24 protein-coding genes and 3 pseudogenes are annotated in these 21614 nt (G+C 45.5%); 4 read left to right on the plus strand and 23 right to left on the minus strand.

Annotated features, from left to right (window positions below; all coding sequences use genetic code 11):
• Positions 1–128: 128 nt before the first annotated feature.
• Positions 129–1414: pseudogene (locus ACIFQN_RS05470) on the minus strand (IS110 family transposase).
• A 239-nt stretch (positions 1415–1653) separates the two neighbouring features.
• On the opposite strand from ACIFQN_RS05470, the gene ACIFQN_RS05475 reads away from it, so the two are divergent.
• Complete coding sequence (locus ACIFQN_RS05475; protein ID WP_429832030.1) at positions 1654–2919, plus strand: IS110 family transposase; 1266 nt, start codon at positions 1654–1656, stop codon at positions 2917–2919.
• 672 nt (positions 2920–3591) lie between these two features.
• Here the strand turns inward: ACIFQN_RS05475 and ACIFQN_RS05480 are convergent.
• The 5 genes from ACIFQN_RS05480 to ACIFQN_RS05500 are packed head-to-tail and all read right to left on the minus strand — an operon-like array spanning position 3592 to position 9019.
• The gene (locus tag ACIFQN_RS05480) at positions 3592–4131 is read right to left on the minus strand and encodes a DUF3156 family protein (protein WP_429832031.1); all 540 of its coding nucleotides are present in this window, start codon (positions 4129–4131) and stop codon (positions 3592–3594) included.
• A complete protein-coding gene (locus ACIFQN_RS05485; protein ID WP_429832032.1) occupies positions 4128–5513 on the minus strand; it encodes an APC family permease in 1386 nt (461 codons plus the stop codon). Before ACIFQN_RS05485 ends, ACIFQN_RS05480 begins: the two co-directional genes overlap by 4 nt.
• 27 nt (positions 5514–5540) lie before the next feature.
• A complete protein-coding gene (locus tag ACIFQN_RS05490) occupies positions 5541–6695 on the minus strand; it encodes an iron-containing alcohol dehydrogenase (RefSeq protein ID WP_429832033.1) in 1155 nt (384 codons plus the stop codon).
• Positions 6696–6729: 34 nt separating this feature from the next.
• A complete protein-coding gene (locus ACIFQN_RS05495; RefSeq protein ID WP_429832034.1) occupies positions 6730–8202 on the minus strand; it encodes an aldehyde dehydrogenase family protein in 1473 nt (490 codons plus the stop codon).
• A 37-nt stretch (positions 8203–8239) separates the two neighbouring features.
• Positions 8240–9019, minus strand: a complete 780-nt coding sequence (locus ACIFQN_RS05500) for a carbon-nitrogen hydrolase family protein (protein ID WP_429832035.1) — start codon at positions 9017–9019, stop codon at positions 8240–8242.
• A gap of 259 nt (positions 9020–9278) precedes the next feature.
• On the opposite strand from ACIFQN_RS05500, the gene ACIFQN_RS05505 reads away from it, so the two are divergent.
• Both ACIFQN_RS05505 and ACIFQN_RS05510 read left to right on the plus strand, forming a co-directional pair.
• Positions 9279–10583, plus strand: a complete 1305-nt coding sequence (locus tag ACIFQN_RS05505) for a sigma-54 interaction domain-containing protein (RefSeq protein ID WP_429832036.1) — start codon at positions 9279–9281, stop codon at positions 10581–10583.
• Positions 10584–10586: 3 nt separating this feature from the next.
• Entirely contained in the window at positions 10587–11360 is a 774-nt protein-coding gene (locus ACIFQN_RS05510; protein ID WP_429832037.1) for a carbon-nitrogen hydrolase family protein, read from the plus strand.
• A gap of 708 nt (positions 11361–12068) precedes the next feature.
• On the opposite strand, the pseudogene ACIFQN_RS05515 reads toward ACIFQN_RS05510, so the two are convergent.
• From ACIFQN_RS05515 to ACIFQN_RS05595, 17 genes and pseudogenes are all read right to left on the minus strand, one after another.
• Positions 12069–13341 (minus strand): annotated as a pseudogene (locus ACIFQN_RS05515) (IS110 family transposase).
• A gap of 212 nt (positions 13342–13553) precedes the next feature.
• Positions 13554–14177, minus strand: a complete 624-nt coding sequence (locus ACIFQN_RS05520; RefSeq protein WP_429832061.1) for an IS3 family transposase — start codon at positions 14175–14177, stop codon at positions 13554–13556.
• A 230-nt stretch (positions 14178–14407) separates the two neighbouring features.
• A complete protein-coding gene (locus tag ACIFQN_RS05525; protein WP_429832038.1) occupies positions 14408–14728 on the minus strand; it encodes a transposase in 321 nt (106 codons plus the stop codon).
• A gap of 89 nt (positions 14729–14817) precedes the next feature.
• The gene (locus tag ACIFQN_RS05530; RefSeq protein WP_429832039.1) at positions 14818–15042 is read right to left on the minus strand and encodes a hypothetical protein; all 225 of its coding nucleotides are present in this window, start codon (positions 15040–15042) and stop codon (positions 14818–14820) included.
• Positions 15043–15051: 9 nt separating this feature from the next.
• A pseudogene (locus ACIFQN_RS05535) lies at positions 15052–15639 on the minus strand (DUF1906 domain-containing protein); the annotation flags it as partial.
• Complete coding sequence (locus tag ACIFQN_RS05540) at positions 15639–15926, minus strand: phage holin family protein (protein WP_429832040.1); 288 nt, start codon at positions 15924–15926, stop codon at positions 15639–15641. The pseudogene ACIFQN_RS05535 and the gene ACIFQN_RS05540, both read right to left, overlap by 1 nt.
• Positions 15923–16240, minus strand: coding sequence for a hypothetical protein (locus ACIFQN_RS05545; RefSeq protein ID WP_429832041.1), 318 nt, complete (start codon positions 16238–16240; stop codon positions 15923–15925). Before ACIFQN_RS05545 ends, ACIFQN_RS05540 begins: the two co-directional genes overlap by 4 nt.
• 184 nt (positions 16241–16424) lie before the next feature.
• A complete protein-coding gene (locus tag ACIFQN_RS05550) occupies positions 16425–16700 on the minus strand; it encodes a hemoblobin-interacting domain-containing protein (RefSeq protein ID WP_429832062.1) in 276 nt (91 codons plus the stop codon).
• A gap of 243 nt (positions 16701–16943) precedes the next feature.
• Positions 16944–17081, minus strand: coding sequence for a hypothetical protein (locus ACIFQN_RS05555; RefSeq protein WP_429832042.1), 138 nt, complete (start codon positions 17079–17081; stop codon positions 16944–16946).
• Between the two features lie 61 nt (positions 17082–17142).
• Positions 17143–17265 carry a CD1375 family protein gene (locus ACIFQN_RS05560; RefSeq protein ID WP_429832043.1) on the minus strand — a complete coding sequence of 41 codons (123 nt, stop codon included), beginning with the start codon at positions 17263–17265 and terminating at the stop codon, positions 17143–17145.
• Entirely contained in the window at positions 17265–17522 is a 258-nt protein-coding gene (locus tag ACIFQN_RS05565) for a hypothetical protein (protein ID WP_429832044.1), read from the minus strand. Before ACIFQN_RS05565 ends, ACIFQN_RS05560 begins: the two co-directional genes overlap by 1 nt.
• Before the next feature lie 73 nt (positions 17523–17595).
• Complete coding sequence (locus ACIFQN_RS05570) at positions 17596–17763, minus strand: hypothetical protein (RefSeq protein ID WP_429832046.1); 168 nt, start codon at positions 17761–17763, stop codon at positions 17596–17598.
• Positions 17764–17850: 87 nt separating this feature from the next.
• A complete protein-coding gene (locus ACIFQN_RS05575) occupies positions 17851–18411 on the minus strand; it encodes a ParB N-terminal domain-containing protein (protein ID WP_429832048.1) in 561 nt (186 codons plus the stop codon).
• A 218-nt stretch (positions 18412–18629) separates the two neighbouring features.
• Positions 18630–19073 carry a hypothetical protein gene (locus ACIFQN_RS05580; protein ID WP_429832049.1) on the minus strand — a complete coding sequence of 148 codons (444 nt, stop codon included), beginning with the start codon at positions 19071–19073 and terminating at the stop codon, positions 18630–18632.
• Positions 19074–19194: 121 nt separating this feature from the next.
• On the minus strand, positions 19195–19416 hold the full coding sequence (locus tag ACIFQN_RS05585; protein WP_429832050.1) for a hypothetical protein: 222 nt from the start codon (positions 19414–19416) through the stop codon (positions 19195–19197).
• A gap of 21 nt (positions 19417–19437) precedes the next feature.
• Positions 19438–19812 (minus strand): hypothetical protein, encoded by a 375-nt coding sequence (locus ACIFQN_RS05590; RefSeq protein WP_429832051.1) that lies wholly within the window; start codon positions 19810–19812, stop codon positions 19438–19440.
• A 1081-nt stretch (positions 19813–20893) separates the two neighbouring features.
• Entirely contained in the window at positions 20894–21280 is a 387-nt protein-coding gene (locus tag ACIFQN_RS05595) for an ArpU family phage packaging/lysis transcriptional regulator (protein ID WP_429832052.1), read from the minus strand.
• Positions 21281–21382: 102 nt separating this feature from the next.
• Between ACIFQN_RS05595 and ACIFQN_RS05600 the strand changes: the two genes are divergently transcribed.
• Entirely contained in the window at positions 21383–21547 is a 165-nt protein-coding gene (locus tag ACIFQN_RS05600) for a hypothetical protein (protein ID WP_429832053.1), read from the plus strand.
• Positions 21548–21614: the final 67 nt, after the last annotated feature.

The raw sequence follows: 21614 nt of genomic DNA on the forward strand, positions 1-21614 counted from the left end.
TCCATGAGGTGGAGGTCAGATATGCTGCCCGACAGGATCTTTGTCCGCACTTTAGTTTAGTTCCGACTCATCCGTGCTTCAGTTGTCTTTTGTGTTATCAAATAAACCTCAAGAGTAAGGTACCTTAACTAAGCAACCATCTTTGATGAAGTGAAATGAGGGATATCGTTTAACATTTTCTCTTCGTTAAACTGGCACCCCTTTTTTCCTACCGCAAACAGCACCCGTATCAGCTTGTTACACAAGGCAATGAGGGATTGCATCTTCTTTAGTGGGTTTTCCGGACGTTTTGTATAATACTCGTGCATTGCTTTGAAAGCGGTATTCTTAGCAACCAAGGGCATTATGACTCGAAAGAGGAGAGCTCGTAGCTTCTTCCTTCCTCTCTTCGTAATCTTGGTTTGCCCCTTAAGTTTACCCGAGGTATTCTCACGCAGATTTAGCCCAGCTAGCTTAATGATTTGCTTCGGGTGAGTATAGTTGTTTAAGTCTCCTACTTCTGCAAGGAAACCAGCAACAGTATCTTTGCCAATTCCTCTTATCGCCAACATTCGGCTGACACTCGGTACCTGTTGAAGCAATGCGTCCATCTTACTATCGAGTTCTTCGAACTTGTTCTTAATCATCTCATATTGATCTAGTAGAATGACGAGTTCCAACTTAGCCATATCTATTCCTTCACGAATTCCAACCGAACAGCTGGCCGCTTCTTTTAAACTCCTCATTCGGCTTAACCCAACACCACGCTTAGTGGCAAGCCTCAGATAAGTCAGCAAGTCTTCATCTGGGACTTCAAGCAACTCATGTGGTAGTAGATTTAATCGAAGAATATGGAGAGCAGATTTTCCTTCCCAGTCTTTGAATACCGTAAGGAATTCAGGAAAGTACCGATCCAACCAGTTGTGAACTCTTCCCTGTACAGCTTGTAAGTCAGTCATTAGAAGATCGCGAATTTTCATTGCCTCTCGTAGATCAGCATATACTCCTTGCGGAAATTAGGTACAGCGTATCTCCCATCTTTGACTAACTGTGCGATGACTTTTGCATCTTTCACATCATTCTTTGTTGGAGAATTGTCGTCTAGTTCTTTGCTTTTCTTCACATGAAGAGGATTGACCACTGCATATGAAATATCGTGGTCTTTTAAGTAATGGACGAGATTTAGCCAGTATTGGCCCGTCGGTTCCATGCCTACAATGAATTCGCTACATCCGTTGTTCAACATGCTTTGCTGACACCACTGTAGAAAGCCATCGAATCCCTCTTTGCTATTCTCGAAGGTCAGTGGTTTTCCCAGGTCAACTCCTCTAAAATCCTGTGCCCGAGCCACGTGTTTGAATTTTGCAATGTCTACACCGATAATTAGTGTGTGAGAAGAGATTTGAGAAATCTTCTGATTCTGAGTATAATTCATTACGATATCCTCCTTGGTTCGTTTGAGGGTCCGATCGCTTGCCGGCAACTGGGACCCTTGACCATAATACCAAGGAGCTTTTTTGTTACTCAAACCTCAAATTCTTCATTATAGGAATGCTGCCCGTTAGATTCCTGTAAAACGAATAATATGGCGTTTGAACAAAAACGAGCGCCTCGGTAAGATGGGGTTGCACACGAGGTCATAGCCTCAAAAACCCATCAGGAGGTCGCTCTTCTATGAAGTTTAAGGCACAGGACAAGCAAAATCAACTAATTGAAAACATTACTGTTCATCACCTAGTTGTCGGGGTAGACATTGCTCAAGACACTCACGTGGCTCGTGCCGTCAGTTTCCGTGGAATTGCATTAGGTACCCCACTTGCGTTTAATAGCCATCTTGAAGGCTTTGAGCAGTTTGGCCGCTGGATCCAGGATCTATTCAAAACCTATACACTTAACAAAGTCATTGTCGGTATGGAACCTACCGGTCATTACTGGCTGAGTCTGGCTCGCTGGCTTGCTTCTCAAGGCATTGAGGTCGTTCTAGTAAATCCCTATCTCGTCAAAAAGAACAAGGAAAATCGGGATAATACCCCATCTAAAAGCGACCGTAAGGATGCGCTTGTTATTGCAGATATGGTCAAAAACGGATATTACTCCCCTGTTCGGTTTCCTTCGGAAACTTATGCGGGACTACGTATTCTAATGGCTAATCGGGAAACAGTTACGAAACGACTAAACAGCGCTGTTAATCAAATTCATCGCTGGGTCGACATTGTCTTTCCTGAACTCCGTCAGGTCTTTAAAATCCTTACCTGCACCAGTGCTATCGCAACACTCAGACTATTTCCCTTACCGAAAGAAATCAGTCGATTATCCACTGATCAGGTCCTTTCCGGTTGGAAGCAGTTTGTGAAGCGTCATGCTGGTGTTAAACGAGCAGAGCAACTCATTGCACTAGCAAAATGCAGTGTTGGCACTACCCAGGCGCTCCACGCTTACAAACTTCATCTGGGTCAACTACTTGAGGAATATGATTTGGCATTGCGTCAACTTGCACAAATAGAGCGTGAGCTCCATCTCATCCTTGAACGTATTCCTTATGCGAAGAAACTACTCGAAATTCGTGGCGTTAATGTAACAGGCTTAGCGGGTGTTCTAGGCGAGGCCGGTGATCTAAGCGGCTTTGCACACGGAAATGCTCTACTACGGCATGCAGGCTTAAACCTAGCTGAGGCAAGTTCTGGGAAATGGCAAGGAAAGATGGTGCTTAGCAAACGCGGCCGCCCACGTCTGCGTCATTTCCTTTATCTCATGACGATGTGCATGGTGATGACAAACCCAGAAATTCGAGCTTTACACCGCTACAATGTTGAAGAAAAGAAACTAAAAAGAATGAAATCCATTATGAAATTATGCGGTAAAGTAGCGCGTATGCTTATCGGTCTTGCAAAAAGTAGCGAAGCTTATGATCCAACCAGAGTATTTCCGCAGGCAGCATAAAATCAGCTTATTCTCACCAGTTCATGTATTCGCAGGATGTTAAAGAAGCACGGAGTATCGGGAGACGTTACGCAAAAGGGCTCGGACCCGTTCCGTTAGAAAGACCGACCTCCAACCCCTTAGTTTAGATGTGACGAAGGAATGAAAGGGCTTAGACCCATTGAGACATGGGAGCGAAAATCGCTAGGGCGAGGTGGAGACGTGCACAAATGGAACAATTTGGGTGATCGAACCTCACCTCTATTTACGCATGCCCTTCTTATGCTCCCAAAGCCACAAGCGCCTCCATTGAATCTTCTAACACACTTACATAAGGGTGAAATCCTGCGAATTCATGAGCTTGAGTGAGGATACTGAATCACTTCGAGGGAGCTTAACCAACGGGCGTCAGTCTAATACTTTATTTTCAACTGACACCATGGCCCTCAATTTATTTAAGGCTTCTTCATCAAATTTATGTTTAGGAACTAACTCACTAATAGGAAATATTTCTATCTTCTTTCTCCTCACAGATTCTCTGCTCCCTCGTCCATGGAATGCTTTCAGAAATTCACCATGTTTGAGTTAAATCGATCGATGCCCCTCGTCAATCGTAAAATTGACATGACGATGTTGGATACGGCGGAGATTGTGTCAATAAACAAGCACCTGCTTTGTACAGGTGCTTGTTTACTATGTCTTAAATTGTAGAATCGCGCTCTCCAATCCTTCCGCTATGCTCTTCAGCGAAACCGCTTCACGCGGTTTCAGCCTCACGTAATAATGAATGGGCGGAATAAGCGTCCAGATAAAGCAGCCGGGGATCGGTACCAGAAAAACCGTCACGAATTTCCCTTGTTGGGTCAGTTCCACCTTCTCCATATCTACACTGGCAAGCAGGTCGGCTATCTCCCTCTGTTTGTTGAGAAGATCAGCCAATCGGCCTCCCTGCCCCCCATCACTCGTCCACGCTTTTTTCGCAGGGCTCCAGTTCAAACGAAACTGTTCCTCTGTCTCAGCCAAAAGCTCGAATGTATAGGTGATCTCCGCTTTGTAGATTCGATTCAGCCATTTCTTTGCCCGGGTGTAGCGGATTTTCCATCCGGTGATAAGAGAACTTTCCCCTGTCCGATAGTAAAGCGCGTCCTGCTTGCGAAGCGGTAATGAAAATAATGGAACCAGATTGGAAAGTGCGAGCGCAGCCCGTTTCTCTACATTATCATATATATTCATGATACGCGTTCCGCTTCGGATTCCCCTTCGATTTCGCCTCTGATTTGTGCGAGCGGCATAGGGGTAAACAGCGGCAACTTTTTAAACTTCAGCCAAATGTAGGCGTACGCCACGATAGCGAGTAAGCAAGCCCCGGAAATGCTGTAAATCTTGATTTTCATATCAGTCTCGGGGTGGATTGTGAAAATTGCATACAGTGTTCCTAAAATGCCGAGAATTTGCGGAAGTGGATAGAAAGGTGTTTTAAACGGGCGATGCAGATCCGGATATTTTTTGCGTAGAATGATGACGTTCGCTTGAGCGATCAGATAAGAGAGCAGCCAGGTAACGCACGACGAGAGAATCAGGGTAGCAATCAGGTCCATGCTGATGCTAAGCAAAAACGGGATGCAGAGCAGCAGGAAGACGGCTACGATGCCGACCCACGGCGTACGGTAACGCGGGTGAATATAGGTGAACATTTTTGGCAGCATGCCTTCGCGCGCCAAGCCGTAAAGCATCCGCGGCACCGCAGCAAGGTGGGAGCTGATGGAACTGGCACTGGCAAGCATCGTGATCAAAATGATAAAGATCATGCCGGGCTTTCCGAACATGGCGAGACCGCCATCCACTTGCGGTGTTGAAGAGGAAACCAGTTTGTCCAATGGAACATATTTCGTCAGAGCCTGTCCAAACAGCATGTCTGCTATAAAAATGGTGAGGAGACCCCAAATCATGGCTCGCGGGATGGTCCGGGACGGATTTTTCACTTCCTCCGCCATCGGACAAATGTACTCGATCCCGATGTATAGCCAGATACCAAGCGCAAGCGATTGAAACACGGTGCCCCAACCTGCCGGATTAAACGAGATGGCCTGCGGCTCAGAGACTGTGCCGAGGCCGAGCAGCCCCATCAATCCCATCACGCCGGTGGAGACCATCATCGTAACGGTGAGCAAAACCTGTACGGATCCAAATACGTCGACGCCGATCAAATTGACAATGAGAAAAAACACAAGCAGAATGATTGCCACGGTTGTACTGTCGACGACCGGAGACAACATCTCGGCAGCGAGTCCGGCTGTAATGGATTCCATTGCTCCTGCTGCTGACACGAGTACAATATATCCGCCCAAAACCGCCACTATTGCCATGAATCGGCCCATCGCGGCAAGGGTATAATCGCCGATCATACCCGCTCCCGGCAAAATGGAGCTGAGCTCTGCATATGAGAACGATACTACGATGCTTATCAGCATTGCGAGAAATGCGGGAATGATAAAGGCCGGGCCGTTCAGCCCCATGCTGTAGCCGAGTGATACCATTGTCGTACCCGCTACGACGAGACCCGTCGCCGTAGCATATGAAGTCCAAAAGCCTAATGATCGTTTCAATGTAGCCATACTCGTTCTCCTCCCCTGGAAGTATTATTATTCTGTCCCGTAGGCTTCTTCAAAAATGCGCAGATAATCTTGCTCCGTCATTGCTTTCGCGTTATTGAAATCAGAAATATTCTTTTTCGAATTTTGCGCCAACAATGCGAAGTCTTCAGGGTTGACTCCCCGCACATTGCGGAATTTCGGAATATTCACCTTCTCACTGAATGTGAACAATATTTCCACAGCGGCTTTCGCAGCGTCCTCATGGGAAAGCGCTCGATCTACGCCGAGAGCGTACCCGACTTCAGCATGCCGTTTTACATCGGCGTCGATATTTTGCTTGAAAACGTACGGAAGGAAAATTGCATTCGCCACGCCATGCGGTGTGTCGTAAAGACCGCCAATCGCTTCCGAAATGCAGTGGACGCTTCCAATATCAGCATTTCCAAATGCCGCTCCCGCAATCAGGCTGCCCACCAACATTTGCTCGCGCGCCTGCTCGTTCGCTGTGCCATGGACTGCTTCAAGCAAATTTTCGCTGATCAGCTTGATGGCATGCAGCGCAAGTGCGTCGCTAATCGGATTGGCTACCCGCGCTGTGTATGCTTCAATCGAGTGCGTCAGCGCATCCATGCCTGTGCTTGATGCGATGGAAGCAGGCAGGGAAGCCGTCAGATCGACATCGAGCAAAGCAAGCTTCGGACCGATTTTATAATCCAGAATGCTCATTTTGTATTTGCGCTTCATATCGGTGATCACCGAAAAAAACGTCACTTCGCTGCCCGTTCCCGCTGTAGTCGGGATGCAGACGATCGGAGTGGGATCGACCTTGACGGTAAAAGCCCCCTCGTAGTCATTGACGGACCCGCCGTTTGTGTGCAGGATACTCACTGCTTTGGCCGTATCAATGACACTGCCTCCTCCAATCGCCAGAATCCCATCGATTTTCCTCCCCTTGGTTTGCGCAGCGATCAGATCGCAATCCGCATCTCGCGGATTCGGCTTTACATCGCTGAACTCCTCGAAGGTAACGCCGCTCTCCGCCAGACTGGCGTAAATATCCGTCAGCAACCCCGCGTTCTTGATCCCGCTATCGGTAATCACCAGTACGTGCTCCATCGAGAGCGCTTTCAACTGGGCGCCGGTTTCGAAGCGGATTCCCTTTTTCATAACGATCTTGGTAGGTAATAAAAACTCAAAATCCATTGCATTCCATCTCCTATGACGTGTTGTTCGTTGTTTAGTTTTCAAACCATCCCGTCGGCTCCACCTGCAGGTTGATATTGATTTGCTTTACTTCCTGAAACTCCTCCAGACCGTGCGTGCCCAATCCCCGGCCTATGCCACTCTGCTTGTAGCCGCCCCATGGCGCTTCATTGAAGGTCGGGTGGTAGGCATTGATCCATGTAATCCCTGCACGAATTTTTTTAATGACGCGCAAAGCCTTCGCCCCGTCTGTTGTAAAGACTGCGCCGGCAAGGCCATACACCGTATCATTGGCAAGCGCGATCGCATCCTGCTCATTCTTGAACGATTGAATCGTCACCACTGGTCCGAAAATCTCTTCTCTGACGATTCGCATGTCGGACGTTACATCGGTAAACACGGTTGGCGCTACGAAATAGCCCTGATCCAAGCCGTTGCCCGTCATCCGGTACCCGCCGCAGACGAGACGTGCGCCTTCCCGCTTGCCGATTTCGATATAATCCAGCACTTTTTCCATGTGCGCTTTGCTGACCAGCGGCCCCATTTCCGTGCGCGGATCATCTCCTGAACCGACTCGGATGTTCTCCGCCCGCTCTGCGAATCGCGTGAGAAACGCTTCATAAATCGATTCCTCCACCAAAATACGCGAGCCCGCCGCACACACCTGCCCCGTGCCGCAGAATATGCCAAACAGCGCGTAATCGACCGCTGTTTCGAAATCTGCATCCGCAAAGATCACATTGGGGGATTTTCCGCCGAGCTCCAGTGAAATGTTCTTGATGTTGCCAGCCGCTGCTTTCATGATTTCCCGACCGGTTTTCGTCCCTCCGGTGAAGGAGATCTTGTCCACGAGATGACTTGTCGATATCTCCTGGCCAACAGTGGCTCCCGAGCCCATCACCAGATTGGCGACGCCTTTGGGAATCCCAACTTCTTCGATAATTTCGAACAATTTGACTGAGGTTACCGGGGTCACTTCCGACGGCTTGAACACAATTGTATTTCCTGCTGCCAAAGCCGGAGCAATTTTCCATACGCTCATCAGCAACGGGTAATTCCAAGGGACGATCAGACCGCATACCCCGACCGGCTCATGGATGACCATCGACTGCATCGGCCCCGGTACCGCATAGGTTTGGCCGTCCGGCTTGGTGATCAATCCAGCATAGTAGCGGAAGCAGGCGGCGGCATCGCTGACATCAAATCCCGCTTCCCGATGCGGCTTTCCGTTGTCCATCGTCTCCAACAGCTTCAGTTCTTCCTGCCTCTCCTCCAGGTGATCTGCGATTTTAAAGAGATAGGACGCTCTTTCGACTGCAGATAATTCCGACCACACCCCACTGTCAAACGTTGTTCTGGCAACAGCAATCGCCAGACGGGCATCCTGCGCGTTTCCTTCCGCTGCTTGCGCGATGATCTCGCCGGTAGCCGGATTGAGGATATCGCGTTTCTCCTTCGTTAAGGAATCCCTCCACTCGCCATCAATGTACATTTTCAGATCAAGCATAAATACCTCCCGATGATTCCATCCACTTCAGATGGTCCTAGCAAAGCTCTTTAAACAGATGCGGCTGATTGTTCAAGATATAATCCAGCCTGGAATCCGCACTCTTGAACAGCAGTACCGGAATGGTGTGAATCTCCTCCTGGTTGGAAAGCAGCAAGTGAGTAACTCCCTGCGCGTCGACGAAGCTGCTGCATCCGATGAACTCGATATTCCCTTCGCTGCCAATCCGGTTGCATAGAGCGAGTGGCACTTCGTTCTCCATCGCCCGACATTGCGAATAAGCGAGCTGATGGGTTTTATAAGGCGCCATGTTCGTGCTGGGAATCAGGATCAGGTCCGCTCCCTTTTTGCTGAGGATGCGGGCAATCTCGGGGAATTCTAGATCATAGCTGGACATGATACCAATCACGCCAAACTTCGTCTCGAATACTTGAATCTCGTCACCGCACGTAAAGTGGATTTGCTCCTGGCCGTACAAATGAGTTTTGCGGTGCAGGGCAACCACTTCTCCCGAATCGTTGATAAACACGGTAGCGACGTAATAGTTCCCATCCTCACCTCGTTCTGGAAACGAAAAAATCGTATGGATGCAAAGCTCTTTGCAGAGGCTTTGGACATAGCGGACGCTTTCTCCGTCAGGCGTTTCGGCCGCCTCATCCAGCCATGGCCCGATGGAGTATCCCGTTAACGCCAGCTCGGGAAACAGCACAAGTTCAGACTTCTGCTCCTTTGCCTCATGTAGGTATCGTTTGATTTTCTCAAGGTTATACTGTTTGTCATTCAGCTTCGTTTCGATTTGAGCAATGGATAGACGCAAATCCTTCTCCTCCTTCCCTTCCTTGTACTAAAGGAAGTATCGCAATATTCATGCCAGTACAAAAACAGGCGTAAAACAAGTATAATAAACCTACATTCTTTTAAATTGATGATTTTTTTCATCACTTGTTTTTCTTTTTAAAATTACAAAACCCAACAAAAACAAAGCATTTTCGCACTAGGCTTTTTTTCATCATAATGATTTTTTTCATCGGTTTTTGCATTTCTCAGTAAAAGCACCTCGGAAGGATTTGAAAACGATGACCATTAGCAATCCGCTCTGCAATGAAGTGAGTCTTATGCTGTTCATTTCATCCACTTATAAAATCGAAATGGTTGCGGGCACGATCAGCGAGGTCTTCCATCCCCAGTTTGACGATATTTTCGGGCTGAACCAAGACATCACTACCTTGCGCTGGTCCGAACTGTTTATCCAAGAGCCCGATTTGAATCTGAATGAACAAATCTTGTTCACCAAAGATCAGCAAAAAGTGCTGTTTACCATTACGAAGGTAAACACGAACGAGTTTGAGTTCATCATTACGCTGATCAATGTTACAAAGGGAATACACGTGAAAGCGCAGCTAAATGCCCAAGGCCAAGGAACCGAGCTGAGCCGGATGGCTGGCGCTTCCAAAGGAATGAGCAAGATTATGGATCTGGTGCACAAGATTTCCCGCGTCAATTCGACCGTATTGCTGCTGGGTGAGTCCGGTGTGGGCAAGAGCTTTCTGGCGCGGGAAATCCATGCGTTGAGCGAGCGGACCAACCACCCCTTTGTCTCGTTAAACTGTGGCTCCCTCCCCAAAGATTTGATCGAGTCCGAGCTGTTCGGATATGAACCGGGCACCTTTACCGGCGGCAAAAAAGGCGGAAAAATCGGGCTATTCGAAGCTGCCGATCAGGGAACGATCTTTCTGGATGAAATCGGTGAGCTTCCTTATGATATCCAATCGAAGCTGCTGGAGGTCCTGCAGGAAGGCACAATCCGCAAGATTGGTGGTGTTCAGGCCAAACAAATTGATGTCAGAATCATCGCGGCCACCAATCAGGATTTAGCCGCCATGGTCGCCCGGCAGACGTTTCGCAAAGATCTCTTTTATCGACTTAACGTTGTCCCCCTTCGGATTCCGCCTTTAAAGGAACGGAAGGAAGAGATTCCCCTGCTAATCAATCATTTCCTGACCATGTTCAACAAAAAGTATAATCAAAGCAAAAACATCAGCAGGCAGTTCAAAAAGAAGCTGGTGGAGTATGAATGGCCGGGGAATATCCGGGAATTGGAAAATATTATAGAACGGATTGTCGTGACCAACTCGGAGGACGTATTCGAGTTCCTGCTGAAAGAAGGGGGGATCCCGCTGTACGAGGAGAATACCGTTTCGATCGAGGGATTGATTCCGTTGAAGGAAGCGAAAAAGATCGTCGAAAAGGAACTGATTCTGCGAGCTCATCACATGTACGGAAGCACCTACAAAGCGGCAAAAGCCTTGCAGGTCGACCAATCGACGATTGTAAAAAAGCTGAAGCAATACAAAGAGACTGGGACATTCGAGGAGTATTGAGACATGAACATTATTAATATCGCTCTGGCACAATTAGGCGCAAGCTCCATGCACATGGAAGAAAACCTAAAGCAAATTACGGACACAATCGAGCTCGTCAGTCAAAAAAAGGCCGACTACCTGTTATTTCCCGAGCTTTATCTGGCGGAGCAGCCTGATGAGGCAATGCTGGGCCACCTGTGTGCCTCGGCTAAAAAACATCGGGTCGGCGTTATTTTGGGTTATTCCGAAACGGACCAAACCAAACGATACAATACGGCATTATTCATTGATAAAAAAGGGGAGATTTTGGGTAAGTATCGAAAAATCCACCTACTTGAATTTGAGCGAAACATTTTCGAGCCGGGCGATCAATGCCCCGTTTTCGACCTTCCAGAAGGAAAATTCGGGCTCATGATTTCCTACGATCTGCTGTTTCCCGAGGTACCGCGGATTCTGGCAATCAAAGGAGCCCATCTACTGCTCGTTCTATCAGCAAATTCGTTCCCTTCACATCCATATCACAATGTGTACATGAACTCGCGCGCCTTAGAGAATCACGTTTTCGTCGCCATGTCTAACAAGGTGGGACTGGCAGACAATACCCTCTATTTGGGCGAAAGCACTGTGATTCATCCAAACGGCAGCACGATTTACAAATGCAGCAATAATGTCGAGCTTCCCGTAATCTCGATTAATCTCGATGAGATCAAGGAAGCCAGAGGGACGTTGGATTATTTAAAAAACCGTCGTCCCTCTGTCTATGCCAAAGAATGTTTCGGGGATCTCTCTCAATAAGCTTCACTTAAGCCCCGGAAAGATGACATGTAGATAAAAGGAAATCGGGCCTTGCTGAAAGACTTTGTACCAGTTCATTAACAGTCCCAGTATTGAAGTTTGACTAAAGCTTCGGTGGATCCAACAATAAAATTTAAGTGTTAATATAAGAATAGGACGCCATCCCAGGCGTCCTATTTGACTAAATAATGTGGTTTGACAGGGAGACAATTCACGAGAAATAGATTCTGATTACTATAGTAACTTCATACTTATAGCAATTAACTCCCACCTAATTTCTACGGAGTTATTAAACTATCCTCCCTCTATGTAGAAAGCAAAATCTCCCGATTTCGTTTGTTTTCTCAAGTTTTCATAGCGTTGTTTGTTTCTAATCATTCGAATACTGGAATAAAGCTGTATTTAAGGTTAATTTTGGAGTCGAGGAGAAAAAACGATCCATAGTTACCTAACCACTTATATCGATAATATGGATTATTAGTTCAATTATGGTCGCGCTGATGGATGTCCACATTTCTCATGGAGGTCAACCCTCCCAAATCTCACAGAGTCTTCGCTCCTAAATTCCTTCGTCCAACCTTTCCATGAGGTGGATGTCAGTCATGCTGCCCGACAGGATCCTTTGCCCGTATTATAGTTGCTTTACTGACTAATCCGTGCTTCAAATGTTGTTACTTATTGTTTCGCTTTGAGAATTCAAAAGATAATCTAAGCTGCTTTCGGAAGTCCTACCATATGGGGAATGTCCCTTAACATACGTTCTTCACTGAATTCACATTGCTTCTTACCAATCGCAAACAAAACCCTTATCAGCTTATTGCATATTGCAATGAGGGACTGCATTTTCTTCAAAGGATTATCTGAGCGTTTTGTAAAATACTGATGTAAAGCTTTAAAGGCACTGTTCTTAGCGACCAAAGGCATGGCAACTCGAAAGAGGAGGGCTCGGAGTGTCTTTCTCCCTCTCTTTGTAATTTTGATTTGTCCTTTGTGCTTTCCAGATGTATTTTCCCTCAGACTCAGCCCAGCTAATTTGATGATCTGACGAGGGTGGGAATAGTTACTGAGGTCTCCTACCTCTGAAAAAAGCCTGCAACCGTATCTTTTCCTATTCCTGTGATGGCTAACATTTGTTCAACACCTGGAATTTGTTTGAGTAAATCTCCTATATTAGATTCCAGTTCTTCGAACTGTTCATTTATGAGTTCGTACATATCTATTAACGTGCGTAGCTCTAATTTAGCCATTCCCAAACCCTCACGAATGCCAATCGAATGACTTGCTGCGTCTTTGAGTTCAGTTATTTTACTGAGTCCAACCGCACGTGTAACGGCTTTTCTGAGATGAATTAAGATCTCTTGGTCGGTGAGTTTGCTTAATTCATGTGGTAATAAATTTAGCTTTAAGAGCTGTAATGCTGATTTTCCTTCCCAGTCTTTGAATACGGGAAGAAGCGATCTAGCCAGTTGTGGATTTGTCCTTGAACGGCTTGTAAGTCAACCGATAAAAGATCACGTATTTTTCTCGCAACACGAAGTTCTGCATACACTCCTTGCGGAATATTAGGTACAGCGTATCTCCCATCTTTGACTAACTGCGCAATCACTCTGGCATCTTTCACATCATTTTTAGTAGGTGAATTGTCATCTAACTTCTTGGTTTTCTTAACGTGCATCGGGTTTACGACGACAAAGTTAATGCGCTGCTCTATAAGAAAGTGAGCTAAATTCAGCCAATAGTGACCCGTTGGCTCCATTCCTACAATCACTTTCTCCATGCCTTGTTGATTCATGAGTTGTTGAATCCAATCTAGAAAGTGATTGAAATCTGAATTCCTATTTTCAAAATAAAAAGCTTTTCCGAACTCCAACCCTCTAAAGTCCTGCGCACGTGCAACGTGTTTGTGCTTAGCAATATCGACGCCGATAATTAGCGTTTGCGAAGTGATTTGAGCAATCTTATCATTTTGGTTATAATTCATTTTGCAGCCTCCTGGTATTTAAGTTCGTCCTTTTTGCTGGCCAGCTCAGGACAACACTTATGATACTAAGAGGCCCTTTTTATGTTCAAACTTCATTTTTCTTCATTATAGGAATGCTGCCCGTTAGCGTAATGGCTCAAGTTAGTCTAAAGCATTATTCTCTTAATCTACAACTACATTTTCAAAGTCTAATACATTATTTTCAGTGAATACTAGGCAATTTGAGCTCGGTAAAGAACCGGGCTCAGATTGTTTAGCCGGACTTGAATACGCTCGTAATTATAGAAGTGTATGTATCGTTGTATTGCCCTCTCCACCTCATCTTCCTTAGTAAAAACATTTAAATACAAACATTCTGTTTTGAGGTGGCTGAAAAAGCTTTCGATACAAGCATTATCCAAGCAATTTCCTTTTCTCGACATACTAACAGTAATGTTAGATGCTTTTAGGAATTCGTTATATTTCCTAGATGTGTATTGGTACCCTTGATCACTGTGTAAAATGACGCCGTTCGCCTCTTTTATTTTTAGGGCTGCCTTTACGGTATCCAAAACGAGCGTAAGGTCGTTCCGTTTGCTGATCTTATAGGCGATGACCTCGTTGTTGAAGAGATCGTAAATAACCGACAGATACAGGCGTCGTCCGTTAAAAATTACGAATGTAATATCTGTAGCCCATTTCTCCCGAGGATGTGAAGCAGTAAAATCACGGTTTAATTTGTTGTCGGAAACGACCACCTGCTCTCTACGGCCAAAAAACTTCCGTTTCCTGCGAATACGCGATTGTATCCCCATCTCCTTCATCAGTCGATACACTCGCTTGTGATTGATTTGGATGCCATGTGATTGTCAGAGTCAAGCTTTTATTCGTGGATATCCATAGATACCCTTGGATTTTTGGTAGCCATCCATAATCAACGACTTTATCTGCTGTTCTTCCTTTTGTTTAGTTGTAAGATGTTCTTGGCATCGTAGCCACTTGTAATAACCGCTTTTCGAAACATGAGCGATCTTGCAAAGGAGAGAAACAGGATACCGTTTTGCCATCTCTGCAATGATCTGAAATTCTACCGTTTTCTCCCTTGCCTTCTTTCCCCCTTTCTGGCTTCTAAGAGCTTTTTTAGGAATTCTATTTCTGCCTCAAGTCGTTGTATTTTCTCTCCTGGGGGTAGGAACTTTTCAAAAGTGTCATCTGTTTTTCGCGGTCTTCCCCTTCTATCTTCCAGTCCTTTTAACCCATTATCCCGGTATTTCCTTACCCATCTTCGGAACATCCTCAAATCAAGCCCATATGTTTCTTTAATCTCGTTATATGTAGCCCCTTGTTCAAATTTTTCTACTACATGGTGTTTGAATTCAAGGGAGTAGCTCTTTTTTATTTGGCCCATAAAAATTCCCCTCCAAGTTAAACAGTAAAGGGCTTTCTAATTACTGTCTACTTAAAGGGGATAATATCATTAACCGAAGGAGGGCATTTCTATTGCTGCAGCATTTTATCAGTAGCACGGTCAAGCAGCGTAAAGACCAACCAGGGGAGTTCTTCAATAACGCCTTTCGGGTCGTCTTTTAGCCTCTGTTTCCATTTTTCAGGATCGTTTAGCAATCCTTTAGCAGCCAGGCTGTCAATCGCTTTTAAACCTGCTTCTCGCTCCCATTCATCAAGCTTCAATCCAACTTGACAGTTATTAACAGGTTTGTCCACTTATTGTGGGTTGGTATCCCACCAGCCCTCATTTCCCAAACCATCGTTTAAATCCACATCATGTCCTGCAAGCGTCTGACCGTTCTTATACTGATATAGATTGGCTGATTTGGACAACTGCCCCTTACTCCAAGCGTAAGTCTGCCAAAATCGCTGGCAGGCTCCTCTCTTTGCCATTTCTTCGACGACAGCGTAAGAGCCATACACACCAACAAGATAACCAGGAACCTCATTTGCAGCTGCTCTCAGGTACGCCTCAAGCGATCCATAGTCTTTCAGCTGCGCGTCATAGTCTACGGCAAAATAAATAGCCGTCCCCTCTGGCTGCCCGATTGTCTTTGCTTCCTGGTATGCAGCAGCTCCATCTCTTTTCCCGTTAGCAGCTCCACCTGCAGCATCGTTATTACCTCGCTGGAAAACGGAAACTACTTTCATACCTGCAGTAGCGATCGCCTCTGCTTCCGCCCGGGTGAGCCTTTTCCATGCCATGCTCACAGGAACAAGATAGCGGCAGACAAATTTCATGCCTGCCGCCGCAATAGCCTTTGCTTTTTCTCCTGTTAACGGTACCGCACAATCGATGCCTTTAGTTGTCACTATGCATCATCCTTTCTCTTTTCCGCTGTTTGCTTCCATAACTGATGTGTCAGACTAGCAATACCAGCAGCTAGGATGCCTTGTACCACACTTTCAACCGTCGCCGCTTGCAGGATGCCGCACGCCAGCACTACACCAGTTACAGTTAAGAACCACGGAATCATCCAATCCTGGACCCGTGGTGTTCGTTTTAAATAGTAGCCGAGTACCAGGAGCACCACGACGACAATGAGTGCTTTGTCAGCCATATATTGCTGTGCTAATGCTATGAGGTCAGTTTGATTCAATGTCCTACACCACCTTTAATTAAATTCCATATTAGAGCAACGGCACCGAGCGCAGTACCGACGATCCACTTCTTGTCATCCTTGTTTTGCTTTTTGTCTTCCTCGATCTTCTTCTCCAATTCATCCAGCTGCTTGCTGAGCTCATCAATTCGTTTATGCGCGGCCTTCGTATTTTGTAGGGCTTCGATAGCCAACTTCTCTGTCTGCTCTAGCTTGCCGGACATGCTGGACAACTGCTTGATCTCCGTCTCGATCTTACCGATTGCTACAAGAATCTCGGTAATCCCCTTTTGTAAGTCTTTGATTTCGTCCACGGTCCTTCCGCCCTTCTCACCCCTTCGGGGCAATAAAAATAGCCCCGATCGGTTCGAGGCTGGCTGTAAGACTTGGTGTCAAAAGAAAGAGGAGCCGTGTTGCAGCTCCTCATATTGATATTGATGTAAAGAAATATCCCTTAGGATTTCTCCTAAGGGAATCGATGATGGATCCTGTAGTTAATTAAACTGACGGAATGGTCACAGTTTTTACAACATCTCTATAACCGTTGGACTTTATAGTAAATGTAAATGTTGATCCTGCTGACCACCCCCTGCCGTCAGTCGCTATGGTTCCAGCAGCGTTTATCGTAAAATACGGAAAATAATTGATGTTATTACTGCCTATAAATATACCAGTAATATTTGTTCTCCAAGCCTCTCCTTCAGCATCCGTACTGAAAGTGAATACCACGTCTCTACTGGCAGTTGCTGTCGCAGTAATATCTGGTGCCGGCAGTTCGCTATTCTCGTCTTATTCCTATATCTCTCTATGGTTTTATAACGAGCCTACACCGTGCGGGCGACTTTCATCGTACACGGCGTTCCATCAGCGGATAAAAGGGGCTCCTTCACCGTGAGATTTACAATGGGCATGTTCATTCTATCAAACTACAATCAACAAAGAATAAACAAGGAAACCTCTGATGAAGTTCCACCTGTAGACTCCCACTGAAAAATTCTCTTTCAGTTTGAAAGAGCCTTACTGTGCAAGCTCAGGAAAACCTAGCACCTCAAGTTGGTTCTTCACTTCATCCCGAAGTTTTTGCTGATTAGGTACCTGACTAAATGTTTTGTTCCCTTCCATGATCAAGGTAACGTAAATCGTAGCAATCGCCATGATAGTCTCACCTCCTTTCATGGACATCAGCAGCCATAATAAAAATGCCTCAACAGCTCTCTTAATCCGCTGCATCGGCGTCTATTAGCGCCTGTACTTCGGCGCGGTTTTTTTCTGGCACCTGATCGATGGTTTTCAAATCATCTTTGATCAGGTCGGCATAAATCGGTGACATAGGATGCATCAGGCGGTTCCTCCATCGTCTGGCAGCAACGGCAGAAGCATTTCATAAAGGTCTGTCATTGCCAGCATCACATTTTTATTTTTTTCTTCAAGCACGAGATTTTGCTCGTACATATCAGTGACGGCAAGCATTAGGTTCGTTTTGTCCTGAGTGAGCTGTGCAACCTTTTGTTCAAGCGTGGCCTTTTCTTGTTCCAACGATGCTCTTGCTTCTTGTGCCTCTCTACAAGACCTTGGATTTGAAATCTGTATGTTCAATCGAATGCACCCCCTACTCCTTTGAAGTAGACAGGAAAGATTGCTGAACCTTTCTCTATACGGAAACGGAAGTTTATGCCCCATTTATCAGCTGATTTCGTGGTGTTGTTGAACATATGAATTCGGCCCGTCTTATCTCGAAAGGATATTGCGGGTTATGATTTCGCTTGTACAGAGCCATCATTTGCGGATCGATCTCCACGTTGCCTTGCATTTCATAGCCTGCCAGTTTGTACCCCATCGTTGAGCCACCACCACAGGAGAAACAGGAAAGACCTTTCGCCCGTTTGATGATACGTGCGCTAGATTATTTAAGCTCCAATCCCATTCAGGCTTCATCTTGTGGCCCTTCTTCCGGAATAGGGTCTTTCGGGTTAAAGACGAACCCGCATCGAGGGCAATGACAATCAAATTTCGATTCGTCAAACTCACTTAGGTCTATTTCCTTGTTGGAGAACTCTGTATCAGCATCACTTTTGAATGTAAACTCACCGATCAGTTTGGTTGCCTCGTCTTCACCAAATCCAGTAAGAGCAATATCCAACTCATGTTCCTGTAATTCAGCCAGGACAGGCGCAAGCTGTTCCTCATCCCATTCTCCACTGATCTTGTTCAGTGCTATGTTGAGTGCCTTCTCTTGGGTATCATCAAGGTCCACAACAGAGACGTCTACTTCAGTCCGTCCTAGCTCATTCACGAGTATCTTGAATCCTTGATGTCCTCCAACAAGGTTTCCTGATCGTTCATTCCAGATGAGCAGCTGCACGTATCCAAACTCTTGAATCGATCGTTTTAGCTTCTCGTATTCTGGATCACCGGGCTGCAAATCTACCCTCGGATTATAGGGAGCAGGATTGATCTTTGAGATATGTAATTTCCGTATATTCAAGCTGTTCAGCTCCTTCGTGGCAATAAAGTAAGAATAAAGAATATTGCCAGCCCCAAAACGGCTGAAAGCCTTGTTGCTGTTGGGCTGGTGATGTATTTTGGTGGTGAAACCAAACGACTATTATTCCAACGGAAAAGCATATGTTTCCTTTCACCGCAAAAAATGCGGTTGGCGCTTAGAGCCTCAAGGCTCTGATGGCTGTTGCCTTCTGGCGACCCCTAATCCAAATTGGGGTCTTCTCCAGCCTCTGTGATCTCCTGCTTGAATAGCTGCAGTAGCCACGCCTCTGCTGTCTTCCCGTTGAGGGAATATAGCGGATTGATTGCCAATGCTGACCGCATTTCCAGATCGGTGCGGCGTAGGACATGCAGTTCAATGAATGTCTTCACGATCTTGCGTGCGGTTGGATAGGAGCAGTCAGCGATGCGTGCAAGGTCTTTGACTGTGAGCGGCGTTCCCTTTTGCCCGCGCTCGTTATCGCCCTGCAGGAGGTTTGTTCCCTCGGATGCATACGGAGCGATTTTCAACAAAAAGCCAGCCTCAGCGAGTGACAGCTTTCGTAGCCGTCTCTTTGCCTTCTGGCTGGCTTTGATCTTTACGAATTTTGAGCTGCGGCCGACTGGACGAAATACTTTTACAATCTCGTCTGACCGGCGTAGCACTTCCTCAGTGTAGTAAATTTCTCCGGTTGCTGGTTCAACGAATTGACGTACTACATCATCACCACCACCAATTGAGTTTGTTTTGCAAAAGAAAAAGCACCATGTAGGTGCTTTTTCTAAATTATAGAATACTCATCACACATATAGAAATCACCAAGTTTACAATTCCTCTTATATACCTCTTCCCAAGTAAACTAGTAACCCCACTCGTTAAGAATATTCCACCTAGTGCAAATCCTACATACTCATTGCTATAGGTACTCATACTAATAATCAATAAATAAGCTATAGCAACAATACATACAGTAACTTCAACTCCATACAGTATTTTTTCTTTATTCATTGAAACTCCCCTGTTTTCAAATTATAGAGGCTCAATGTCAAATATCGCAGGATTTGTGATAGTTATCAAGACTCCATTACCGTCATTGTTATTTCTTAGTATCAAATACCCCGATGCAAATACCCAAGAGACGCAATCGGCAATGTACTCTAATGTTTTTGCTCTTTTATCAGAGCTCTTTTTTGTAATTAAATTAATTCCTTTTGATATAGCGGCCCCCGACGCCAGGAGTTCCTCCAATTCAATAGCCACATCATTTCCAATGTATAGACCAAATCCCCACCAATAGTATACGATTTCTACTTCATTTGATTCTACAAATCCCTGAGGCGCATTGGATATAACCTCCAAATCTTCAGTTACATAAAAAACTCCATTTAATATATCTTGATTCAATTCAGCCTGCCAACTTTTAATACTATCTACAACTCCCTCTGGAACTTGTACAGAATCTTTATAATTCTCGTCTAAGAATAATGTTCCATCCTCGGCGATTTGGAAATATCTCTTTCATCTAACAATTTGCGTCATTTGGTTAGGAAAAAGAAAAAGCACCACTCGGGTGCTTTTCATTTAACTTTATCTTTGATACCAGAAAACTTGTTTAGCATGTTACATGTATGGCACTGAACTCTAAGGTCCAAGCCTACCCACATTTCCTTCCCAGATGTATAAGTTAGGGAGGAAATTTCAGCGAATGCAAAAATCAGTCCATTGGTATGTTGCGTGTGAAAATTTAACAGGTGCATACCAACTGATGTGTGTTTCACAAAGGTAGCAATTGTTTGAATGTTTGATGACCCCATCTATTTCTTGCAATGCATCTCTCATCTTCTCACTCACCTCTTGCTCCACACTTCAACAAAAGAGATAGTTTACTATAACTATTTTACTTATTCCTCATTTTTTACGACAGGGGCCTCCGCCGCGAGCCATCCTTATACCTGCAGCGGTCACAGGTCATAAGAGGTGGTGCAGAACAATCAGCTAGCACTTACCCCTGCTTACCGGAAAGAAGCATCTGCACTCTTGAGTCTGGATTGGCGTAACGATAATGAGATGTACTGGACAAGGAGCGAGGGGCCGGAGCCGTTAGTCTCGTATGTATTCCCTGTCCGGTATATCCCAACAGAGTAATAGCGATTTTCTAAAGCTCCGAGAGGGGTTCCCAAACTTGAAAACCGCAGCAATGCATACAACGAAAAACAATTGCATGTTCCCTGCTACGATCATCGCAAGACTAGCGCGTTCAGACTCTAAATGTCCCCCTCTCGTAAGGTAACATTCGTCATCATCCATAGATTCGCTCAGGTACGCCATTGATAAGGGATAGACGGTATCTCCCAAGAGCTAATGCTGCTTGCCCTTGACTCAAGATTACCGATCAAACGTTCGAAAAACGTCCTAGCTTTTATCCCTGATTTTGTCCTACTTTTTATCGGGTTTTTATCGGGGTTTTTGGCATAAAAAAGAGCACTCAGATAATTCCGAGTGCCGTTGCAATCTGAAAAATCGCATCTTTCTTTTTCGGGTAATACTGATCCTTTGTCATACCTAAATCCAAGTAAATATTGATGTCCTTTACTCTGGATGTACTAAGATATTTTTCTTCAATGATCTGCCGCTCAACCTCATCCAATGAGTATTGCAGCGCACGTTCTATCTGCTGTGCCTTTAAGATGTTTTTAGTATCTGACGACTGCAATCGGGGAAACAGTTGATCGATCCCCTTCTCTTGCTGCTCTTTTCTATTTTGGGCAGCAACACGAAGGGCTTTATATGCTTTTAATTCTTTTGCTACCGCCTGCCGTACTGCTCTCTCATCTATCGGCGGAAACATTGACATTTGTTCTTGTGCGCTCATCTTCCGTTCCCCCTGTCCGGTTGCCCGTGGTATAATATGGTTGCCAAACACATATTTGCTCCCGGCTGGGGGCTTTCTTTTTTTACGAAAGGTGGAAAAATTATGTGGATCTTGCTGGTTCCGATTTTCCTTCTAATAGCTGTAATTATTATAGGTTTTGCTGCTCTTTTGAGGTGGGCTGTAACTAAATCAAGGATTGCTTTTTATACTTGGGTTGTTTGTGCAGTTTTGACAGCAGTGATGCTGATCATTGGCTACAATTATTAATCGTTTACTCCTGAAATATTTTGTTAAGCAAAACGATAGTCCCCCAGCAATATGGTAAACTGGAAAT

The sequence above is a fragment of the Brevibacillus sp. NRS-1366 genome (assembly GCF_050467985.1).